Annotated in this window: 16 protein-coding genes; 6 read left to right on the top strand and 10 right to left on the bottom strand. The window is 59.3% G+C overall.

Translation table 11 applies throughout. The annotated features are described in order from the left end of the window. Window positions 1-102: 102 nt before the first annotated feature. Window positions 103-2871, bottom strand: coding sequence for a M56 family metallopeptidase (locus tag VGN12_27170; protein ID HEY4313164.1), 2769 nt, complete (start codon window positions 2869-2871; stop codon window positions 103-105). 2 nt (window positions 2872-2873) lie between these two features. Beyond that, complete coding sequence (locus tag VGN12_27165) at window positions 2874-3254, bottom strand: BlaI/MecI/CopY family transcriptional regulator (GenBank protein HEY4313163.1); 381 nt, start codon at window positions 3252-3254, stop codon at window positions 2874-2876. 450 nt (window positions 3255-3704) lie between these two features. Between VGN12_27165 and VGN12_27160 the strand changes: the two genes are divergently transcribed. Beyond that, window positions 3705-4565, top strand: coding sequence for a hypothetical protein (locus VGN12_27160; protein ID HEY4313162.1), 861 nt, complete (start codon window positions 3705-3707; stop codon window positions 4563-4565). A gap of 67 nt (window positions 4566-4632) precedes the next feature. Continuing rightward, the gene (locus VGN12_27155) at window positions 4633-6669 is read left to right on the top strand and encodes a hypothetical protein (protein HEY4313161.1); all 2037 of its coding nucleotides are present in this window, start codon (window positions 4633-4635) and stop codon (window positions 6667-6669) included. A 70-nt stretch (window positions 6670-6739) separates the two neighbouring features. Here the strand turns inward: VGN12_27155 and VGN12_27150 are convergent, their stop codons facing one another. From VGN12_27150 to VGN12_27115, 8 genes are all read right to left on the bottom strand, one after another. Beyond that, entirely contained in the window at window positions 6740-6958 is a 219-nt protein-coding gene (locus VGN12_27150; GenBank protein ID HEY4313160.1) for a hypothetical protein, read from the bottom strand. Between the two features lie 90 nt (window positions 6959-7048). Beyond that, window positions 7049-8452, bottom strand: coding sequence for a sulfatase (locus VGN12_27145; protein ID HEY4313159.1), 1404 nt, complete (start codon window positions 8450-8452; stop codon window positions 7049-7051). Between the two features lie 70 nt (window positions 8453-8522). Further along, the gene (locus tag VGN12_27140) at window positions 8523-8939 is read right to left on the bottom strand and encodes a DUF1330 domain-containing protein (GenBank protein HEY4313158.1); all 417 of its coding nucleotides are present in this window, start codon (window positions 8937-8939) and stop codon (window positions 8523-8525) included. A gap of 62 nt (window positions 8940-9001) precedes the next feature. Then, entirely contained in the window at window positions 9002-10108 is a 1107-nt protein-coding gene (locus tag VGN12_27135; protein HEY4313157.1) for a tetratricopeptide repeat protein, read from the bottom strand. Window positions 10109-10132: 24 nt separating this feature from the next. Continuing rightward, window positions 10133-11272: a tetratricopeptide repeat protein gene (locus tag VGN12_27130; protein ID HEY4313156.1), complete on the bottom strand. Its 1140-nt coding sequence runs from the start codon at window positions 11270-11272 to the stop codon at window positions 10133-10135. A 159-nt stretch (window positions 11273-11431) separates the two neighbouring features. After that, the gene (locus tag VGN12_27125; GenBank protein ID HEY4313155.1) at window positions 11432-12133 is read right to left on the bottom strand and encodes a DUF2293 domain-containing protein; all 702 of its coding nucleotides are present in this window, start codon (window positions 12131-12133) and stop codon (window positions 11432-11434) included. 21 nt (window positions 12134-12154) lie between these two features. Beyond that, the gene (locus tag VGN12_27120; GenBank protein ID HEY4313154.1) at window positions 12155-14581 is read right to left on the bottom strand and encodes a VCBS repeat-containing protein; all 2427 of its coding nucleotides are present in this window, start codon (window positions 14579-14581) and stop codon (window positions 12155-12157) included. A gap of 138 nt (window positions 14582-14719) precedes the next feature. Next, window positions 14720-15418, bottom strand: a complete 699-nt coding sequence (locus VGN12_27115) for an HAD family hydrolase (protein ID HEY4313153.1) — start codon at window positions 15416-15418, stop codon at window positions 14720-14722. Window positions 15419-15719: 301 nt separating this feature from the next. Here VGN12_27115 and VGN12_27110 point away from each other — a divergent pair, with 301 nt between their 5' ends. From VGN12_27110 to VGN12_27095, 4 genes are all read left to right on the top strand, one after another. Further along, window positions 15720-16307: a hypothetical protein gene (locus VGN12_27110; GenBank protein ID HEY4313152.1), complete on the top strand. Its 588-nt coding sequence runs from the start codon at window positions 15720-15722 to the stop codon at window positions 16305-16307. Window positions 16308-16715: 408 nt separating this feature from the next. Then, on the top strand, window positions 16716-17843 hold the full coding sequence (locus VGN12_27105) for a mandelate racemase/muconate lactonizing enzyme family protein (GenBank protein ID HEY4313151.1): 1128 nt from the start codon (window positions 16716-16718) through the stop codon (window positions 17841-17843). Window positions 17844-17870: 27 nt separating this feature from the next. Further along, a complete protein-coding gene (locus VGN12_27100) occupies window positions 17871-20501 on the top strand; it encodes a PSD1 and planctomycete cytochrome C domain-containing protein (protein HEY4313150.1) in 2631 nt (876 codons plus the stop codon). A 189-nt stretch (window positions 20502-20690) separates the two neighbouring features. Beyond that, window positions 20691-22082: a DUF1501 domain-containing protein gene (locus VGN12_27095; protein HEY4313149.1), complete on the top strand. Its 1392-nt coding sequence runs from the start codon at window positions 20691-20693 to the stop codon at window positions 22080-22082. Window positions 22083-22086 lie beyond the last annotated feature (4 nt).

Here is a 22086-nt window from a genome sequence, read left to right as displayed (position 1 = left end):
CTACGGGCTCCCGACGATATTTGACTTTCAATATTTCAATAATTATTGAAATATAGGAGGGCCAAGTCAAGACCGAGCACGGCTCTGCCGATGGAATTACGCCTAGTCGAGCAAAATCCGCGGTCCAGGATGGTCCGTCCGGAACTTGCGGGCCCCCTCACGCGTGACATCCGAGCCGTTAAGCGAAACCTGCCCAAGGTTGGGCAGGTCCTTAAGGTACTCTAGCCCAGCGTCGGTAACCGCGGTGCCATAGAGTTGCAAATGCGTCAACTTGCTGAGCGGCCGCGACAGTCGCAGCGCCTCGTCCGTGATTTTGACAAACCGCACACGTTTCCCGTCGCGAACAAGGTTATTGTTGAGCCAGAGCCATTCCAGGTTCACTAACGTGTCAAGCTGCTTGACCCCGTCGTCGGTGATATTGCAATTCGTCAATGCCAACTCTTTCAGGCTCGTCAGGCCGCGCAATTGCGCCAGGCCGGCATCCGTGATTTGCGTGTTCGACAGAGCTAAATGTTCGAGCTTGTCGAGCTGTGCAACGTATTTGAGGCCGTCGTCGTCGATATCTGGTTCGCCAAAGCCCCGTCGGCGACTCGGCCCCCCTTGGAAATCCAGACTTGTGATCACGCCTTCCTCGTTCGCCTTCAGGAGTGCGCCATATTTCCGGAGCATGCGTCCCGGTTCCTGATCCTGCGGCCGCACTTTTTCCAGGTCCGCCTGCTGCCGCTGCATCGTTTCCGGCGTGTTGATGGAAACAGTCTTCTTGGCGTTCTTGGCAAGCGAGTCCGAGTTGCGACCATCGTCTCGCTTGCCGACGGTGACCATCTGAGCATTCACCATATCGACGACTTGACTCCCCTCGGCAAACGGGAGCAGAAGAACGCCCTCGTCGAGCGGCTGATCCCAACGTGAATGGTCGACATCGACTTGCGCCCGATAACGCGATGTGACTTTCCCTTCAAACTCGCCCGGCTGCACGTTGTAATTCGTGTAGGTCATTTCGACTGGCGCCCATTTGCCCGGTGCAAACTCGTGGAACGTTTCCACCTCCATCGCTCCGAACAGGTTGCTCACACCCTCCTTGCATTGATACACGGCAATCTTACGAGGCAACCATCCGTAGCGCCGATCGAACCACACACGAAACTCGAATTGCTTCAGCGAAGGGCCATCTTCGGCCGGCAGCAATAGTCCGATCAGATTGGCGTCGGGCTTTTCGTCCTTGATTAGTTGCGAATGCGGCCGCTCGCGCGCCAAGAGCGCAATCGGCACCCGCGCCAGCAAATGATTGGTATAGGACAAATACTCGTCCCCTGGCTGCAAATTGAAAGAACGCGATCGCTGCATACTGGCCTGTGGGCGGTCCTTTTGCGTCAACGAAATACTGCGCTGCGTTTGACCGTCGTCGACGAGAATCGATCGTTGCACGCCCGTCGGCAACTCGTCCTCGTCGAGGTTCGTTTCAATGCGCCGGGCGCCGTCGCGCGCGGCGACCTGCCGATAGCGATTCGTAATTGATTTGGGCTCTTCATCCGGCCCATAGGGAATCCACTCCATTTTTTTCGTGAAATTAGGTTGTTCAGGATCTTTTTCACGATCGACGATGACCGTCTTCATCAACCATGATAGTTTCACGGTGATGCGCACATCGTAGGGAGTCATCGCCTGGGCGGCCGCCTCTGAGCGAGCAAGCACATCTTCGACCGTCAAATCTTGCGACTCATCCGCTTCAGGCTCGGCCTTGGCTGTCGAGTTTCGTTGCGGCGCAATTGCGGGCGCCTGACCAACGACCAGTCCCGCACTCAGCACCACGCTCGTCACCATTCCTGCCGTGACCACGCCGCGAGTGAATCGCGAGGCGGCACAATGATCGGCCCCCTGGGCTTCGCTGAGTAGATGCAGTCTTCGCGCAAGGCTGCTATGCCGCGCGACGGCAAGCCCCAGCCCGAGTGCGCGACGTGTGCTATTCCCAGCCGCCATGCGCAGTAGTTCCTGTCCGTAGCTATCACCATCTCGAAGGGCATGGACCGCGAAAGCGTCACAGGCACATTCACGCCCCAGCGCGATCCTGGGCCTGGCGAGCCAAACCAGCGGATGAAACCACCAGACAGCTTCCACCACTCGCTGCAAGAACTGCCATGCATAGTCGGCGCGGAGAATGTGCGCGCACTCATGCACGATGATTGTGTCCAATAGTTGGTGCGACGTCTCTTGGGCCAAACGCCTTGGAATAACAATCGCGGGACGAAATATGCCAAGGACAACGGGGATGTCGATCTCGTCGCTCTCGAGCAATATCAGTCGATGCAAGGGTTTGTGAAACAGCCTGATCTGCCAATACTCCAGTCGGGCAGTCCATTCGTTGACCGTTACAGCGTGCGAGCGTCGCCGCAATAAGGCGACGATCTGCCAGCTTCCGATCAGTCGCAGTAAGACCACCACGCATCCCACGCCGTAGAACGCCGCGATCGCATTGAAGAGCCGGAATCGATACGGAAGAGAACCAGCAGTTCCTGGCGAATCCGGTGTGGTCGCCGGAGCGGGCGCCGTCGCTGATATGTGAGTCGTTACGGTCGCGTCAGAACTGTCATTCGCAGTTGTTCGAGTGCCGAATGGCTCGCCCGCTTTCGTCCAATCGGCGTCCGCAACGTGCATGAGAGAGGAGTTGTCAACCGGCGCGGCGAGCAATGGCAGATTCACCGGCCGTACCACCGCGACCGCGACGGGCAAGATCGCCAAGCCCAATAACGTCGCATTCCAGAAGGCAGAAACCGCAAGGGGCCAGCGACGCCCGAAGCTGACATCGACAACCCAGGCGATCAACAGAAGCAGCGTACCCTTAAACACCAAGCTCACGGCCACGTTTGCCATCATGGTCAGCCTCCTTTGCGGCGGCGTGCTTTGAACGATTTGCCAATGCGGTCAAGCTCTTCCGGCGACAGTTGCTTGTCCTCGACCAATTGCTGAACCAAGTCGGTCACCGAGCCGGCGAAGAAGCGGGTTAACAGGTTTCGCGTCGCCTTGGCCTGCACGCGCGACCTCGCAATCGCGGCCTCATACAGCGCCGGCTGGCGTCCCCGAATCCGCACATAGCCCTTCTGAGCCAAAATTCGTAGCAGCGTGCGCACCGTGGAATCGTGGGGTTGGTCATCGAGAGCCAGACGGACGGCTTCGGCCGACTGCGCACCATCGCGCCACAGGATTTCCATCATCTGGGCTTCGCGATCCGTGAGATTCTCAGAGGGCAATCTAGGCATCCGACTCCTCCAACAGCACCCGGCCCGGGCAGGAAGACGACCTCCGTTAATTAATTAACGGAATGATACGAACCCGCACGACAACCGTCAAGCTGCTTCCGTTAATTTTTTAACGAATACGACCATCCGCTGCGCTCACGTGATGCCTACGGTGCCAGCCCGTTATCCGAATGTTGCCTTCGCGGCATCTCGGGAATGAAACAGCAGGTCGCGACGCGACGGCTTCTCGCGACCGCCAGCGAAAAGCCTTGCGGGCTATTCAACAGGGCATAATGCCGAAAACACCGCCGTCAAGATCCGCGATTCAATAAATATTTACCGCGTGCGAAAAACACCGAAGAGCTTTCGGCGTCAGTAGCTAGGTATCGTACCGCCAGGCTGCGCTACGCAATCACGGGCGTTTCATTTAAAATACCGGCTCAGCAAATCAATCAGGGGAGGAGAATTCCAGTGGCCAAACCCTCGGCAGATGCGGGTGGCGGCATGCGGGGCAGTGGTTTCGATCACGAAGAACCGACGAGCGATGGCGCACGTCGTCAAATCGTCCGACCTGCCCTGCGAGCTGTTTATCAGTTCGCGCGGTTCATAATCACGCTGCCGCTGGTCGTGATTCGCGGCCGGCGCGGTAATCTCGACGAAGTGACGGTTTACTCCGCACATCCCAGCTTCTTTTTATGGTTGCTGATCGTCGTCGGCTTCGTGTCGGCCTCGGTCGTCAAGCGCGAGCCGCAATGGACCAGCTTCTTCGGCTGGCTCTATGTGTGGGTACTGCTGTATTTCTTTATCACGCTTCTCTACGACTTCAGCACCCGCAAGCTGGGGCTGTGGTTATTGATTCTTGGGCTCGTGTGGCTCGCCTCGAAATACATCGAGGATATCAAGAACATCGCGATGCTCAGTTCGGTCTTCGACTATCTGGCCGACTTGCAACCGCGGTTCGATCCTGGCACCGGCACGGTATTGAGCTGGTTGCTGTTATTGCCGTGGGTTGGATCGCTGCTGCACATGGCCCTCAATGGTCGCAAGCGTTTCACGCCGAACGAAATTGGCGAGTTCCATTTCGGGGAAGGAAGCGAACTAACCGACCGCACGGGCTTGCGCTTTCGCACGCAGTACCGTGATGTGTTGGAGACCATTCTCACCTTCGGCGGTGGCGACCTACTGGCCGTGGACAATCATCAGAACGTCATCAAGCGCTGGGACAACATCCTGGGCCTGTTCTTTCTATGGAACGACCTGGATCGCGTACTGCACCAGCGTGCCGTGATGGAAACGAACGACGAGGAGGAGGAAAAATCGAAGCCAGCATAATTCTCGGCCGTGTCGTGCTGTCGTGATCTAGTCAGCAACAATAATGTGCGGCTGATTTTGGCGATATATGCCTGACAATCTGGGCCCCGGCCGAAACCATTCGTCGAACCCTTGGCCGCTGGTGCTGTGCCTGGTCGGGGTCGACTATTTCAGCACGCTGGCGTACTTGCCGTCGATCGCTGTGCAGGCAGCCGGGCCCTGGGCTCCGGTCGCCGCCGGCGGCGTTGTGCTGATCACTTTCCTACTGGCGCTGCCGGTTTATTGGTATATCGTCGGCCGCGCACCCGACGGACGTGGCGCCGTCGGCGTGCTCGAAGATTTGATCCCTGGCTGGCGCGGCAAGCTTGTCGTGTTAACGCTATTGGGCTTTGCCGCCGCCGACTTTGTCATCACGCGCAGCCTGTCGGTCGCGGACGCGACGGTGCATTTGCTCAACAATCCACACGGCCGGCGATTGCTCGCCCGTTTGCCGTCCGGACTGCGTATCGACGACCATATCTGGTGGCCACCGCTCGAGCGCCTTTTAGCAAGGCTGATCGAGCCGCAGGTCACCATCACGCTTGGCCTGTCGATCGTCTCCTTCGTGGCCTGGCAACTGCTAAAGCGGGGCCTGACCCGGCGCATCTTGCTGGTGACGGCCGCGGCTGTCTGTTGCTTCATGCTGCTATTGACGCTTGTGATCGCCAGCGGACTCGTCCATCTGGCGCAACATCCTGACATCGTGCAATCTTGGACGGATTCTATTTTTGCATCCCAACCGACGCCGCTGGACGGTGTCGAGCAAAATGGCCAGTCTTGGCTGTGGGCTTGGATCAGCATGGGGTTATGGACGTTTCCGTCGCTGGCACTTGGGCTCAGCGGTTTCGAAATGATCCTGTCCGTAGTGCCGCAGGTCAGCGGTGGCGCGGGCGACGAGGTGCAACAAACGGCCGGACGGGTTCGCAATACGCGACGCTTGATGTTTTGCGCCGCCTCGATCATGGCGATCTACTTGCTGGGCGCCGTCGTGGTCACCACGCTGTATGTACCCTATTTCCAATTGGAACATGGGGGCGCTGCCGAGCATCGAGCGCTGGCATATATCGCCCACGGCTCGCATCTGACGAACGGCACTGAACTTAGCCCGATATTCGGCCACCGCTTCGGCGATCTGTTCGACCTGTCGACGGCCATCATTCTGTGCCTGGCCGGCGCCACGGTGACGATGGGATTGCAGAATATGTTGCCCCACTACCTCAATCGCCTGGGCATGGAAGTCAGTTGGGCGGGCAAGCTGGGCGTCATCCTGCTCGTGCTGAACGCCATGGTTCTATTAATCACCGTGGTCTTTCAGGCTAGTCCGGCAGCGCAGCAATGGGCGTACGCCACCAGCGTGCTGGTGCTGTTGGCCGGGGCGGCGATCGCGGCGACAAAAGATCTGCGCATGCAGGCCGCGCGCGGGCTGGCCAACGTGTCCCGGTTCGCTCTGTTTGTTGTGGCAGGTGGCTTCTTTCTGACGATGACGGGCTTGACAATTCTCATCAATCAGTCCGGCTTGGCCATCGCGCTCTCGTTCGTCGTGGCAATTCTCGTAAGCTCCATCGTTTCGCGATGGATTCGTAGTACGGAACCGCGCTTCGAGGGCTTTGACTTTGCCGACGCAGTAACTAAGACCCGCTGGATGGCCTTACGTCGTCAGGGAGTCAAATACCTGGTACCGCATCGTCCCGGCCTGATCTCCCTGACACAGAAGAGTGCGGACCTGCACCGTGACTACCGCATCGAGCCCGAGCTACCCATCATTTTCATTGAGGCGTATCTCGGCGACCCGAGCAATTTCTATCAGAACCCGCTGATGAAGATCGAACGGGAAGAGAACCTGGAAGTGATCCGCGTGTGGCGCTGCGTGAGCATTGCTCACGTGCTGGCCTCGATCGGACTGGAGTTGTGCGGCGATGGTGCCGGCCCGCCGGAAATCATCTTCGGCTGGTCGAACGAGCCGCCACTGGCTGCCAATTTGAATTTCTTGCTTCTCGGCGAGGGAAATGTTCCCTGGATGGTGCGAGAACTTGTCCGGAAGGCTGTTTCTGATCCGCAGCGTCAGCCCCGGATTCTGGTGGGCTAAATTTCAATTGCAGATTTAGCTAGCGCCGTCCACGGATGTTCGGAAAACGGCCAGCATGGATCGAAAACGATCAGCGCGAGGACGCGCGTTCCCAAGGGAGTGGAACCGCAAAAATGCGGAAAATGCCCACGGCCTCTCCATGAAGTTCAGAAAGGGCGTCGATCTCCCACGGCCGCAAATCGACCAGTGGATCGCGGGACCGCAGGACGGCATCGCAAAACGCCAAGGTATCTCGCGCTAGCGCGACGTCGCTCACGTCGCCGCAGTAGTGGCTGATTCGATTTGTCATAAAACCCTCCGTGATTCTGCAAAAAGCAAACGCCGCGCCAGTCGACGTCGAATTCTTTGGTTAAACCACGGCACCGATACACCATTCCGACTAGCGGGTTGGCGTCTCGACGAAATCCGGATTGGGCGTGGGCATCCGTGCGCCGGTCGCACCGCGCCAGGCAATCAGCTTGGCTCGCAATTCCTGGACTTTCTCCGGATTCTTCGCGGCCAAATTCGTCAGTTCCTTGGCATCGTCCTGAAGATTGAATAGCTCCAAACTTCCATCTTCGAACCATTCGATCAGCTTCCAGTCCCCGTCGCGCACGGCGCCGAACGGGGCGCCTCCCTGATTCCCATAGTGTGGGTAGTGCCAGAACAGTGGTGCGTCACGTTGTACAGTGCCCCCGCCGAGTAGCGGAACCAAGCTGATTCCATCGATATGCTGCGCGGAGTCAAGTGGCAGTCCGGCCAACTCGAGTAGCGTTGGATAGAAATCCGTCGAAATTACGGGCGTGTCGCAAACGCTGCCCGGTTTGGCGACCCCTGGCGCGCGAACGATCCACGGCGCGCGAATGCCCCCTTCGTACGGCCAACCTTTGCCGGCGCGCAATGGCAGATTCGACGTTGGATGCCCTTCGGAAGTAGACAGGCCGCCATTGTCCGAGGTAAACACAATGATCGTTCGCTCGCCGAGACCGGCGCGATCGACGGCCGCAAGCACCCGGCCGATCGCCGCATCCATTTGGTCGAGCATGGCTGCATAAGCAGCATGATTCTGCACCAAGCGCACCTTTCGTTCGCGTTCCTGGCCCCAGGCGTCGGCTGGCGCGGACGGCTTCTTTGCCTCGTACTTCGCAACGATGTTCGGCGCCGCCTTGATCGGGGTATGCACGGCCAGAAATGGCAAGTAAGCGAAGAACGGACCGTCCTTGTGTGTCTCGATGAAATGCACGGCTTCGTTGGCAATGCGGTCCGTGGTCTTGGGATCGTCGTTCTTGTCGGGAAGGGGCACGTCGCTGGACGGGTAATAGAACTGTCCGGCGCCGGACAGTCCGGGACCAAAGCCTTGTGCGTTCGGTGTGTACTGGTTTTCTCCCAGATGCCACTTGCCCGCGAAGAACGTCGTGTAGCCGGCGTCGCGAAAGCGTTCGGCAATCGTGATTTCTTCCAGCGCCAGGTGATCCTGATTTGGCGCCGGTCGGAAGCGCTCTTCTCGCTTGCCGCCGATGTAGTCTGTGATACCCGTCCGAACTGGGTATTTGCCTGTCATGATGCTGGCCCGCGTCGGCGAGCAGACCGGGCAAGCCGAGTAGCCTTGCGTGAAACGCATTCCCTGCGCGGCGATCGCGTCGATGTTGGGCGTCTCGTAGAACGATCGCGGGTTGTTGGCCCCGATGTCCATGTAGCCCAGATCATCGGCAAGAATCAAGATGACGTTCGGGCGCGTCGTCGCGTTGACGTAAGAAGCCAGCGGCGCCGCGAACAACGCGAACAGTATCAAACTAATTCGCATAGAGGACGATTCCCTCGGATAAGACGATTCCGAGACTATTGAAATGCCGGTGGATTGCTGCATGGCCCATTCAGGCCCCGGTCGGAACAACCGCGTAGTTGATTTGGCCTTCGAGGCCGGCCTCACGAAAATGATGGATAGCCTGGTATTCCGGCGAGAGGGACATCTGCACAAGGCTCTGCTTTCGCGGGTATTGAACGAGCGCGACCATGTCCCAATCGGCCTGACCGATAAGACAAAATTCGGCCTTTCCGGAAAACAAGATTTTGGCGCCAATCTTCGCCAGAATCGGCTGGATCGCGGCCGAGTATTTGGCGTACTCCGCCTCACCGCCATCCACCCTGAACTTTAGAAGATTGACCATCACGATCGGTTGGTCGTCAGGCAGGGTGAGAAACGCCTGCATCTGACCGGGCGTGGGAAGCACGGCGATGGTAGCGCCAACGGCCGCGGCATCGGTCGCCGAACTCGATGTGTTTTGAGCCATGTTTGGGAGCCTGAGCCTATCGTATTATTCGTTGTCTCTGCCGCGCATCGGCTGCGGCGTTCTCACTCGGAAACTTCCGGGTCACGATACGGCATGCCTGCCTCGTACAGTTCCAGCCGCTTTTGATGTTCGATTGTATCGCGTTTCTCGGGATTCTTGTTCATCGCGATCGCTTTCTTTTGCCACTCGACTGCTTCCTCGAATTTCCCGGCTTCAGCGTAGGCCGCTGCGAGCGTAGCGATGTACAGCCATTCTTCCCAGAAGGACAGCTCGCACGCTTTCTGAGCATTCTCGACTGCCAATTCTCCATCGCGATGCCCGAGGGACATGCAAGTGGCGTAGAGCCGGGCTTTATTCGTATACCCCCCAGGCTCGAACGGAGCGAGCCTAATCGATTCATCCCAATCCTTGAGCGCTTCGGCGTAATGCCCCTCCTTGCTCCAGACGTATCCGCGCATGTTGTAGGCGTGCGTCAGCTTGTTATCGATCTCGAGGGCTTTGTTGAAATCGGCCATCGCCTTGTCGTATTTCTTCTCGACGTGCCAGTTCACGCCGCGATTGCTGTAGGCCAGCGCCAGGTTTGGCTGAATACGGATGGCCTCGTCGAACTGCTCGCGCGCTTTGTTGTAGTTCTCCAGGCTTTTATAAATGCAGCCCCGGTCGTTGTAGTACAGTCCTACCTCGGGCGCTAGGCGGATGGCCTCGCTGATATCGGCCAGAGCCTTTTGGAATTCGTGCAACTGGTGATAGACCGCCGCCCGGGCCTGATAAGCCATGTGGGCGTCGGGCTCGAGGCGTATAGCCTCGGAGAAATCGCGCAGCGCGTTCTCGTAATCCCGTTTCAATCGCCACGCCACGCCTCGCAGCAAGTAGGCATAGGCCGCGCTGGGATCGCGACGAATCACCGTGGCGTAATAGCTCGGCGCGTCGTCACGCTTGACGACTTCGCCACTCTTGACCCACGCCTTACCGACCCACAGCCAGTCGCCGTCGACCTTGGTAACCGTGGCCGGCATGCCGACCTGGTTCCAGGGAATGATCTTATTGCCGAGTTTCGGCTTGGCCGTCTCTTTGATAAAGACCTGTTGCCCTACCCAGTCGTCGGCACGTGCCGTATTGCAGACGACAATCGCGGCAAGACACAGCGTGAACGAAAGCTTTCGATTCAATGCAGCAGTCCCCAACATGTTGTTTTACCTAGAGTCTTCCGCCTCTTCGGGAATTTCAGGGTCGCGGAATGGCATGCCTGCTTCGTAGAGTTTCAGCCGCGAGTTGCTTTCCTTGATGTCGATTTCCTCAGGCTGCTTGTTCATGGCGATGACCTTTTTCTGCCATTCCACCGCCTTCTCGAAGTCGCCGAGTTCGGCATACGCGGCCGCCAGGCTGGCAACGTAGCGCCATTCCTCCCAATGATCCAGCTCGCAAGCTTTCTTGGCGTTTTCCAGCGCCAGCTTTCCGTCGCGATGCCCCAACGACATGCAAGTAGCGTACAGCCGAGCTTTGTTGTGATAACCGCCAGGCTCGTCGGGAGCAACGCGAATCGACTCGTCCCAGTCGCGTAGCGCCTGCGCATAATGCCCACGCTTGCTCCACACATACCCCCGTCCGTCGTAGGCATAAGTCATGCGCGGATCGATGGCGATCGCCTTGTCGAAATCGGCCATGGCCTTGTTATATTCTTTCTGCATCATCCAGTTCACGCCGCGATTGGAATACGATAGCGCCATCCTAGGGTTGATTCGTATCGCTTCGTCGAAATCGCTCTCGGCCTTGGCATAGCTATTTATGCCGCGAAAATTGCAGCCGCGATCGCTATAGAACGCGGCCACGTCCGGCGCGATCCGGATCGCCTCATTGAGGTCCGCCACGGCCTTGTCGAATTGCTGCAAGCAGCTATACACCGCCGCCCGATTGCTATAGGGAGAGGCGGAGTTTGGATCGCGACGAATGACTTCGTTGAAATCCTTGAGCGCATTAGCGTAGTCTCGCTTGTTGTAAAACGTGACGCCCCGCATGAGCAAGGCATTGAGGTTGCTCGAATCTGCTTGCACGACACGCGTAAAATAGGTCGTGCCGTCGGCTTCTTTCACGACATCAGCCGAGCGTACCCACGCGCTGCCCACCCACAACCAGTCACCGTCCACTTTCGTGATCTTGGCGGGAACCTGGATATCGTTCCAATCGAATGTCCGATTGCCAACCTTCGGGCGAGCGTTCACCTTGATGTAGACCTTCTGATTCAGCCAACCGTCATCTGCCCTGGCACGCGGCACGTCGACGGCTATACCCAGGCAGATCGTGCCAAGCAAAGTCAGTACAAACAGGAAACGCATAGCTGTTCTTGGCACGGGTCAACGAATGGAAATGTGCGAAGGCAGGAACGAGCGGCCGAAGGTATTTCCGCCCAAACACGCCGTACAAGTCTAGCTTCCTCAAGCGGTCACATCACACCCTGAATGACGCATTTGTCAGGTCAATGACAGGGGGCTCGCTTAGAACTCCCCGCGCCAGCATGAAAGGGTCTCGTCGATCAGGGTACGGACCAATTCGCGCGCTTCGTTTCGGCTGACTCCGCTAGCGATCAATCGGTCGTAGCGCGTATTTGCATGTCGAATATGCGCCACGACCGCACGATGGATCATTTCCGCGTCGAGTTCCTTGGCAGCCGCCGTACGCCCAACGCGACCGCTGTACTTGGCACAGGCATGCTCAGCAATCGGTCTCTCGATCCCCGGTGGGCTAGCCGGATAGCGTGCGCGAATGGCCGTGGCAAAATCGGAAGTATACTGCTGATCCTGCAGCTCACGACGAGTCGCCGCCCGCGCGCGACGTTTTTGCCGCTGATGTTCGTCGGCCGCCGACTGCAGTCGCGCTTGCTCGAGCGCCTGCGGTTCGACGAGCACTCCTTGCCGCTCTTGACGCCGGCGTGCCCGCGACCACTTCACGACGACCATCCAGCGTGCCGACAATTTGCAAGCCCGCTTGGTCAGCGTAATGTTGCCACGCCGCAGAAACACCAGCCCCAACAGGCCTCCACATTGCAAACATACTGGCCGATTCTGCACGGTTGCTGAGAATCCGCCAGCTCTCATCATTCGTCGACAGCCGCGGCAGCGCACGCTTTTCTCGGTGATGATCGAGACAACGATCGGCGTCTGTTTGGTGGCCCGCTCAGCGACGGGTTGCGAACTCATCGTCGTGAAAAACCTCGATCGCTAGCGCGGCCTGGTTTGCAAAGCATCGACCTTGCCAATTGCGTAGCCGCGGTCGATGAACGATCGTTCGTAAAAGCTGGTATACCCGTAGGCTGTGTGCAAAATAATGTCGAGGTCGCCGTCGCCGTTGTAATCGGTCACCACCAGCGGTGCGCCGGCACCATCGGGCGCAGGGGGCAGTCCGATTGGACGCGGCTCGTCGAACGTGCTTTCTTCGCTCGCGGCTTTGTTTAGAATGACAACCACGTCCGCGGCACTCGATCCGGCCACCACGTCCAGCCGACCGTCGCCGTTCCAGTCGCACGCCGTCGGCACCCCGCGAATGCGAAGTTTCGCGATGTTTGTTCCCGCGTCGAACGTCGGCGGCTTATCGGCGATGGGCGTTGCTTGATGAAAATACACAACGTCGCCGTGGGTATCGGTCGTGACCAGGTCAGCGTGATGGTCACCGTCGAAATCACCGGAAGCGTACGTGGCACGTGCGCCTTGCAGTTCATCAAAGCCCTCGCGCTTGCCGCCGACCACCAGCGGTGTACCGTCAACGAGCGACAACTGGACCCCCGCGGTTGCGAAATCGCATTTGGTCGCCGTCCCCCGGTTGCGATGCCACCAGATATGCCCTGCATGATCGGCGTCCAGCAAATCGAACGTGCCGTCGTCATCGAGGTCGTAAAGCCGCTGAAATGTCCAATCGTCACCGATACCGGAAAGGTGATCGATCCGCTGCCCGGCCTGCAGCAATGACACGGGGCTGGAAAAAATTCCTGGGCTGCCGCGTCCCGTATTGCGATACACACGAGGTCCATCAATCCCGTCCAAATGCCCATCGCCGTCGTGGTCGAAGAACTGGGTCCCGGCCAGGGGTGCATTGCTCCAGATGCCGGGCATGCAGTCACGATGCGCCTGAAATTCCGGTGCGGTGCGCGTACCGACATTTTTGAAAAAATAAATGCGCTCGCCCGAGCTGGCCACGATGTCATGCAGACCGTCGCCGTTGAAATCGACAAGTCGGGGCGTGGCGATCGATGCCCGAGGGAATTCGCCACGGTGCGGTAACTCGCGGGCATGCAGTTTCGGGCTGGTCCGCGTGCCGACGTTTTCGAAATACAACAGGAACGTCTTTTCGCTGACACTGTCGCCGCCGCCGCTGGTCATCGGCATCGAGCCGCTGAACAGGTCAAAGTCGCCATCGCCGTCGACGTCCGCTATGGCAGGCGATGCCGCCCAACCAACATCAAGCGGAGCCCCGTCGGCCAGCAACTCACCGGCGAAATGCAATCGCGCCGGCATGCCTGGGCCGGAAATATTCTCGTAAAAGTAAATCCGGCCAGTTATGTAACCGCCAGCCAGTAGGTCGAGATCGCCGTCACCGTCCCAATCAGCCGTTTCTAGAAGCGGGTAATAATCGAGCTTGAAAATCTCCGGCCCCTCAGGCACGGGCGTTACCGGCAATTCCATCGGTCGGCCATCGGCCTCGACCAGCCCGGCGTATTCCAGTTCCGGTCGAGCACTCGTACCAAGATTGCGATACCAGACGACTCGGTTCCTTTCGCCTCCGACTAACAAATCAAGGCGGCCGTCGCCGTCGAAATCGATCGCACGCGGCGCGGCGCCGTAGCCCACATCGATGGGCTCACCGTCACGTGTCGCCAGCAGTCGCGCGCAGGTGAATTTCCAATCATCGGCCTGGCCGACGTTGGGATACCAGACGATCGAACCTCGGCTGCAGCCAACCAATAGATCGGGAAGTTGATCGCCATTGAAATCAACGACGTCGACGCGACTGTGGATAAGTCCCGTCGTGCTATGCCCGACCGGGTCGCAACGATTCAGTCCATCGCCGACAAAACCGCGCGGCGGCTGGCGATCTGGCAGCTTGCCGGCAGGAATCAGGTCAAAATACACGGCATACGTCGCAGTCTGCCCGGTATCACGATGCACAAACGCCAGGTGGCCGTCGCGCGCGTCTCCGACGCTTTCGTAGAAATATCCAGTCCGCACGTCCTTCGTGCGTGTCAATTTGCCGCCGCTGGTCGCCAGGTTGACATTGCATTCAGGAAACTCATACGGAATCGTGGCGTCGTACCAGCGCGAAGGGATCTCGAATTCGCCACGCCCGAACGCAAACGGTGGGCTCTTGATCGGCGTGCCGGTTTGCGTGTCATGCCGAATTACCTGGATCGACGCGGGATCGGGCACCTGGTCTTTAATGCCCCGATCAGCCAGCAATCGCTCGAACGCGATGCGGACATCGGCGGGACGCTCGTCAACGCGCGAGCTGCTGCCGCTTGACGTCTGCCCAGAAGCTGTCGGCTCGGCCGCCACGCTTATCAACACCCTCACCTGCCCATCGCCCGACCAGGAAATTTCAGGTGACGCTGCAACGCCACTTATCAATAACAGCAAAGGGGCGCACACAGGTGCCATTGTGGGCTTCTCCTCGGGTATGCCAAAAATGCGCCAGCAATATAACCAAGCTGGCAACATGATCCCAAGAAAAAACTGGCCACCCCGGGCCAGCGCATGAACACAGGCTTTCGCCGCGCACCGGCTCGCATCCGCTCGCTATGGCGCGCCAACCCGGCCGAGCAGCGATTTCCAAAGAGTGTCAAGCCCGGGGTCGGCCAGTTCGCCAATGGCCTCGATCGTGACGTCGGCCGGAGGGAACTGTGCGATTGCCTTCGTATCCAGCGCGTAATGCCCCTGCCGTGGAAACACCGTCGTCACCCGATCTCCCCATTGCTTTTTCACGGCCGTGAGGATGCGCAGCTTGTCATCCACCAGCACGTAGTGCCGGGCCGGGAACGTTTGCACAACGTTAGCCAGCTCCTCCTCTTTGTGGATGTAGATCAGCACATTGCCATCTACGGCGTTCCATAGCCCCGAGCGTTCGATTTTGCGCGGCTGAAAAACAACGTCGCCGTCGGTGAGGATCGTTATCTTGCCCCACTTCCGGCAATGGGTCAGGGCGTCGATCGCGAGCGGATAAACTCGGTCGGCAAACGGATAATCGACCAGGAATGACGACATCCGCAGCATCTGCGGGTTGTACATTTCGTGCTTGCGATAGCGCTGCAGCGCCCCCAGATAGTCCGCATAACCTAGCTCGCTGCGCAACTGCTCGAAAATCTCCCAGTAGAGCTTCTGGCTAACCTCGCCGAATTCGAGCCGGAGATGGGCCTCGAGATCTCGTTGGACGTGGTCGTTGTCCAAGAGCGTGTTATCGATATCGAACAGAAAAACCAGGTCGCTCTGAGTGGTCATAATGCCTCGCAAGTCAGCACGTAGCGAATAGATAGGTTGTACCGTGACGAACCAGCATGATCGAGGGCAGATTCTCGCGGACACAAACCGTGAAATCGTTATTCATTTCCACCGAAAAGCCAGCGCTTTGCCCAAGCCGGGAAAAATTGCGAAAATGGGTTTTCGACGCCGGTCCGCTAGAAGTGTCCCATAATTCCAGGCTGGCAACTGCGGCCGTGTATTTTTGCGGCGCCGCCTGCCTGTATCGATTTTGCCTGTCAAATATCAACGCACACCGCCTTCGGTCCGGAGCAATAAAATCATGACACGTACATCGAACAACGCTTTGAGATTCGCCGCACAGTCGCGACGTTTGATCGTCACGACGGGCCTGGCTCTGCTCGCATCGTTCGCCTGCACCGCGTTGGCTCACGCCCAAGCCGGCCCCGACAAGCTCGATGTGCCGGTAGGCGAAGGTCGGTTGTACAATCTCACATCGCGACCGTTCACGTTTCAATTGCACCGCGCCGACGGCGCCGCTTGGACTGAAAATTACACGATTCCGGCGGGCAAATATTTCTCCGTTAAACCACCCAAGGCCGGCGAGACAACTGAAATCCAAGGCATCACCGGTAACGGCCGCGGTTATGTGATCATTCGCCACCGCGAACCGATCCTCGGCGGCTTTTTGACCGTCCGCCTGCCGGCGATCAATCCGGCCAACGAACAGATTCAACCCACATGGTTTGCCGTGCAGGACTCCAACGGTATCACGAGGTTGGTTCAGGAACCGAGCGTCGCCCAGGCCCAGAGCGTGCAAGAAGCACTGAAAAAACAACCGGCCATGACGCAGCAAGAGATCGAGCGCAGCAAACACATGCTGCGAGCCAACTGGGTGCTGACCGACTAACGTGTCCGAGGCGTTTCGGAGCGCGCACAGAATTCTGTCGCGTGGCTAATAACGTACTTCGCTGCTGCGCGCGATGTTTTCAAGTTCCGGCGCAATGGCTTGGCCGTCAGCAGTGCTCGCTTCACTGATTCAGCGCGCCACCGACAAGACATGAACTCGTAAGCGTGACTTCTCGGAAGCGTTGCCTGCGCGCATCTTCTTTTCGCCCCATCAGACTCCCATCGCTGATTCTCTGCGGGGCCGATCCCAGGCCCCCTCGGTTTCTTCAAATCCGGGGGTCAGGCCGCTGATTCTGCAGCGGTTCGAGCTTTTACTTCTGCACGCGCCCTGTGTTAGAATAAGAGCCCGCCGGCCCCGCCTTCTCGTGCCGAGTCATTGTCCACGCCGCACGCATAACACCGCACATCTATGAAGATCACGCACGTTATCTGTCAGATCCTGCGAATCAAGAACGTGCAGGCCAAAACCGCCAGCAGCCAGGACTCGGTCCTCGTGCGTGTTCGCACGGATAACGGGCTGGAAGGCTTCGGCGAGGCGGACTCCTCGCCCGAGGTCGTAAAGGCCATTATCGACGCTCCGTTCAGCCACAATATTGCCTGCGGCCTGCGCGAACTGTTAGTTGGCGAAAACCCACTCGACACGCAGCGACTCTGGCAAAAGATGCTGCGGCGTACGATGTACTTCGGTCGTACTTCGGCCACGATCACGGCCATGGCCGCCATCGACATGGCTCTGTGGGACTTGAAGGGAAAACATTTCGGCGAGCCGATCCACCGCCTGCTCGGCGGCAAGCAGCACGATCGCATCAAGGCGTATGCCTCGATTCTCTTCGGCCGCGACGGACGCGAGACGGCCGACATTGGCCGCCGCTGGCGCGAGGCCGGCTACCAAGCCGTGAAATTCGGTTGGGAACCGATGGGCCCGTCCGAGGCTGTTGATATCGATCTCGTACGCGGGGCCCGCGAGGGAATTGGCGCCGACGGTACGGTGCTTATCGACGCAGGCTGCGTGTGGGACGCCCGCACGGCACTGCGACGTGCGCATGCGTTCGCCGAATTCAAGATCGAATGGCTCGAAGAACCGCTTCGTCCGGAAGACTACGAAGGATACGCCTGGCTGCGCGACCGCTCACCGGTGCCGATTGCAGCGGGCGAAGAAGAGTGCGGCCGCGAAGCCTTCCGCCCACTGATCGATCGGCGCGCCGTGGATGTGTATCAGGTCGATCTGGCGCGGAACGGATTCACCGACGCCGCCTACATCCGCGATCGGGTCGAGGAGATCGGCGCGCGACTGTGCAACCATTGTTACACCAGTCCCGTCACGGTCGCCGCCGGCCTGCATTGGCTGGCCACCTGCCGTGACGCGTTCATTTACGAAGACTGCGTCGAAGATTCTCCGCTACGGCACGAGCTTACGATCGAACGCGTACAGGCCGAGGATGGCTGGATCACTGTGCCGGATCGGCCCGGCCTGGGCGTGACTTTGGACGAAGATTTCGTCAAAGCAACCCTGGTGGCGGAGTCCGGTCGCACCTAACCAAATGACGATGGTCGAAGCGCGTGCATGGCTAGAGAAATCCGTAACTCGCGATTCACAGAATCGACCATCGGTCGGGTTGCGCTCGGTAGTCGGAATATTGCTCGCTATCGGTTGCCGTGCATCGTTGGCTTCGCAAATTCGTTGCTCCTCTCACTGCTGATCGCGTCCACAGTCATCGCGGCTGACAATCCGCCCGATCTTCGCCACGATATCATTCCCTTGCTGCATGCGCGCTGCGTGAAGTGCCATGGCCCGATGAAGCACGAAAGCGGTCTGAACCTCAGCACGCCAAAGAGTATCGCCCGCGGCGGTGAGTCCGGCCCCGGCATCGTGGCGGGCAAACCGGACGACAGCCTGTTCTGGGAACGGATCGATACGGGCGAGATGCCGCCGGATGCCCCGCTTCCCCCCGAAGAAAGCGCCGTACTGCGTGAGTGGATCGCTGCCGGTGCCAATGGTCTTCCGTCCGCCGAAGAAGCCGCGCAGCCTGGCCCCGATCATTGGGCCTTTATCCCGCCTGAGCATCCCGCGCTTCCAACGGTCGCGCATGTGGAACAGGTTCGCACCGATGTCGACCGCTTCGTCCTGGCCGAACTAGAACGGCGAGGTTGGCAGCTCGCTCCAGTGGCCGAGCCGACGACGCTGTTGCGCCGTGTCGCGATCGATCTTACCGGCCTGCCGCCGACGCCCGAGGAGATCGCCGCCTATCTGGCTGACTCAGCACCCGACGCCTACGAGCGGATGGTCGAGCGTTATATGGCCAGTCCGCGCTATGGCGAACGATGGGGCCAGCATTGGCTCGACGCGGCCGGGTACGCCGACAGCAACGGATATTTCAACGCGGACACGGACCGACCGCTGGCTTATCGTTATCGCGACTACGTGATCGCGGCGTTCAACGCCGACAAACCGTTCGATCAGTTCCTGCGCCAGCAGATCGCCGGCGACGAACTGGCCGCTTATGTTCCCGATGGCGACGTCAAGCCGGCGATGATCGAGCCGCTGGTTGCTACCCATTTCCTGCGGAACGCCCCGGACGGCACCGGCGAAAGCGATGGTAATCCCGACGAGCGCCGCGCCGATCGATTTACCGTGCTCGAGGGGACGGTGCAGATCATCGCTTCGAGCTTGTTGGGCGTCACCGTGCAATGTGCGCGCTGCCATGATCATAAGTTCGAGCCCGTTACGCAGCGCGAATACTACGAATTGCAAACGATCTTCTGGCCAGCTTTCAACCCGGACGACTGGCGCAAACCGAATGAGCGCACGGTTTCGGTCGCGCCGGCGCGCGAACGCACGGAACACGCCGAACGGACCACGGCTCTTAACGAACAGCTCAAGGGGCTCCGCGACGCACTCGAAACACAGGCCAAGAAACTTCGCGATCAGCTCGGCGAAGACCGGCTTGCGAAGCTCGACGCACCCACGCGCGACAAGCTCACCCAAGCGCTCGCCCGCAAGAAGAAGGAACGCAATTCGGAAGAACAAGAGCTGGTCAAGGCGCATGAGTCGGAAGTCGACCTGAACCTGGACGCGCTCGCCGAAAAATTCACCGAGTTTTCTGAAGTCCGCGACAAGACGAACACGCAGATCGAAGTGCTCGAGTCGCAACGACCGGCCCCTCTGGCCGAGTTGGCAATCCTGTGTGATGTGCAATCAACTGCCACGCCGCATCACCTGCTCGTGCGTGGCGACTACCGCGCCCTCGGCTCCGAGGTCTCACCCAACGTCCCGCAAGCCATGAGCGCAGCCGATCGAGCGTACAACGTCTCCCCGGGCGTCACGCCCGCCAGCGGTCGTCGCATGGCGCTCGCCAACTGGCTCACCGATCCTCGCCACCCACTTGTATCGCGCGTCACGGTAAATCGCATCTGGCAAAGCCATTTTGGACGCGGGATCGTCGCCACGGCCGACAACTTTGGCTACACCGGTGTCCCTCCAACCCATCCGGAATTGCTCGACTACCTGGCGACCGAATTCGTACGGTCCGGGTGGAGCACCAAGGCGCTACACCGTTTGATCCTGAACTCGGCCACCTATCGCCAATCGAGCACGGCGAGCGAGGAACAGCGCGCGGCTGATCCGGATAATTTAATGCTGGCGCGGTTCCCGCTGCTGCGTCTCGACGCCGAATCGATTCGCGACGCGATGCTGCGTGCCAGTGGCGAATTGAATCTTCAGGCCGGCGGCCCCTATATTCCCACCAAACGTGCGGACTCCGGCGAAGTGGTCGTCGCCGATCCTGGCGGCGAGACACGCCGCTCGATTTATCTGCAGCGTCGTCGCACGCAGCCGGACAGCATGCTGGACGTCTTCGACGCCCCTCAGGGGGGCAATAACTGCACGCGGCGCAATGCCTCGACAATTGCGCTGCAGTCACTCAGTCTGTTGAATTCCGAATTCATCATTGCTCGGGCCGAGGCCATGGCTGCCCGTCTGCAGCACACCAACGGAGACGACACATCGGCGAAAATCGCTCAGGCGTTCCTGCTGTCCTATTCCCGATTGCCCAAGCAAGACGAAGCAACAGCCGCCGCGCAGTTTATCGCCACCCAACCCGATACTTACCCCGGGGAAGCTGACGCGCAAGCGCGCTCGTGGCGAGATTTTTGCCAAATGCTATTAGCCAGCAGCGCATTTTTGTACGTCGAATAAACATCATCGCAGAACAACTTGGCAAAGGACTCTTAACCACGACTCGCGCAGATAACACGGAACAAATGATCGAGGGCCTCCGCAATTCGTCCTCTTGCTATTCGTACTATTCGTGGTTTCCTCGTTTCTTTGCACTAACGAATGCGTGTACGGTTACCCTTGCATCCGCCACCCGACGCTCAGCCTGACATGCACGACAACTTCTCCATCAACCGTCGCGCGTTTTTGGGTCGCTACGCCGGCGCGCTTGGTAGCGTGGCGCTGGCGGATATGCTGGCGTCGCCAAGCTCGGTTCAGGCGTCTTCACCGCCGAGATTGCCCGGCAAGGCCAAAGCCGTGATCTGCCTATTCCAGCACGGCGGGCCGAGCCAGATGGATCTCTTCGATGCCAAGCCGGAACTGACGCGGCACGATGGACAGCCCTATGCGGGTGAGTTGGAAGTTCACTTCCACGAACAAAAAGGGAATCTGCTTGCCTCACCGTTTGCCTTCCGGCCGGCCGGGCAATGCGGTATGTCGCTGTCCGAAATTCTGCCGCACACGGCACGGGTCGCGGATGAATTGACGCTCGTCCGCTCGATGAACACCGAAAGCGTCGATCACGAGGCGGCGCTACGTCTGATTCACAACGGCAAGATCATGCCCGACCGGCCCGTCTTGGGCTCGTGGGTCGTCTACGGTCTGGGGACTGAGAACCGTGACCTTCCTTCGTATGTCGTACTTTCCGATCCGGGCGGGCTGCCCGTCGACGGTATTCGCAATTGGCAAAGCGGCTGGTTGCCTGCCCTGTATCAAGGGACACCCTTTCGCGCCAAAGGCTCGCCGGTACTGCATCTGGACTCGCCGGCCGGCGTCACGCCTGCGGCCCGACAAGGCGAGCTGGCGCTACTCGACTCGCTCAATCGTGCGCACTTGGCCCGCCATCCCGGCTATTCCGAGTTGTCCGCGCGCATCGCGAATTTCGAAACCGCGGCGCGGATGCAAACCGCCGTGCCCGAAATTCTCGATCTGGGGCGCGAAAGCGAGTCGACGCGCCGGCTCTACGGACTCGACAATCCGACCACGGCCGAGTACGGCAGCCGCTGCCTGCTCGCCCGCCGCTTAGTCGAGCAAGGCGTCCGCTTCGTGCAGGTCTTCATGAGCGGTCAACCCTGGGACACGCACGCCAAGAATTCCGAAAATCTGCGCGGCTTATGCGCCCGCACCGATCAACCGTCAGCGGCACTTGTCGAAGACTTGAAGCAGCGTGGGCTGCTGGATTCGACGATCGTGCTCTGGACGGGCGAATTCGGCCGGCTACCGATCTCGCAAAAAGCGGACGGGCGCGATCACAACCGCCACGCCTTCAGCTTGTGGCTGGCCGGCGGCGGCTTCAAACGCGGGTATGTACACGGCGCGACCGATGACTTTGGCTACAAATCCGTGACCGACGTGGTTGGCGTGCATGATCTGCACGCCACGATCCTGGCGGCACTCGGAATGAACCACACGGAGCTTACCTTCCCGCACGACGGGCGCGCCGACAGCCTCACCGACCACGAAGTCACCAAAGCACGCGTGGTGCGCGAGCTGCTAGCGTAATTCG

The organism is Pirellulales bacterium (genome assembly GCA_036499395.1).
Lineage (GTDB): Bacteria > Planctomycetota > Planctomycetia > Pirellulales > JACPPG01 > JACPPG01.
Note: the sequence above shows the minus strand (reverse complement) of the source record. Positions and strands in the feature narration are given on the sequence as shown.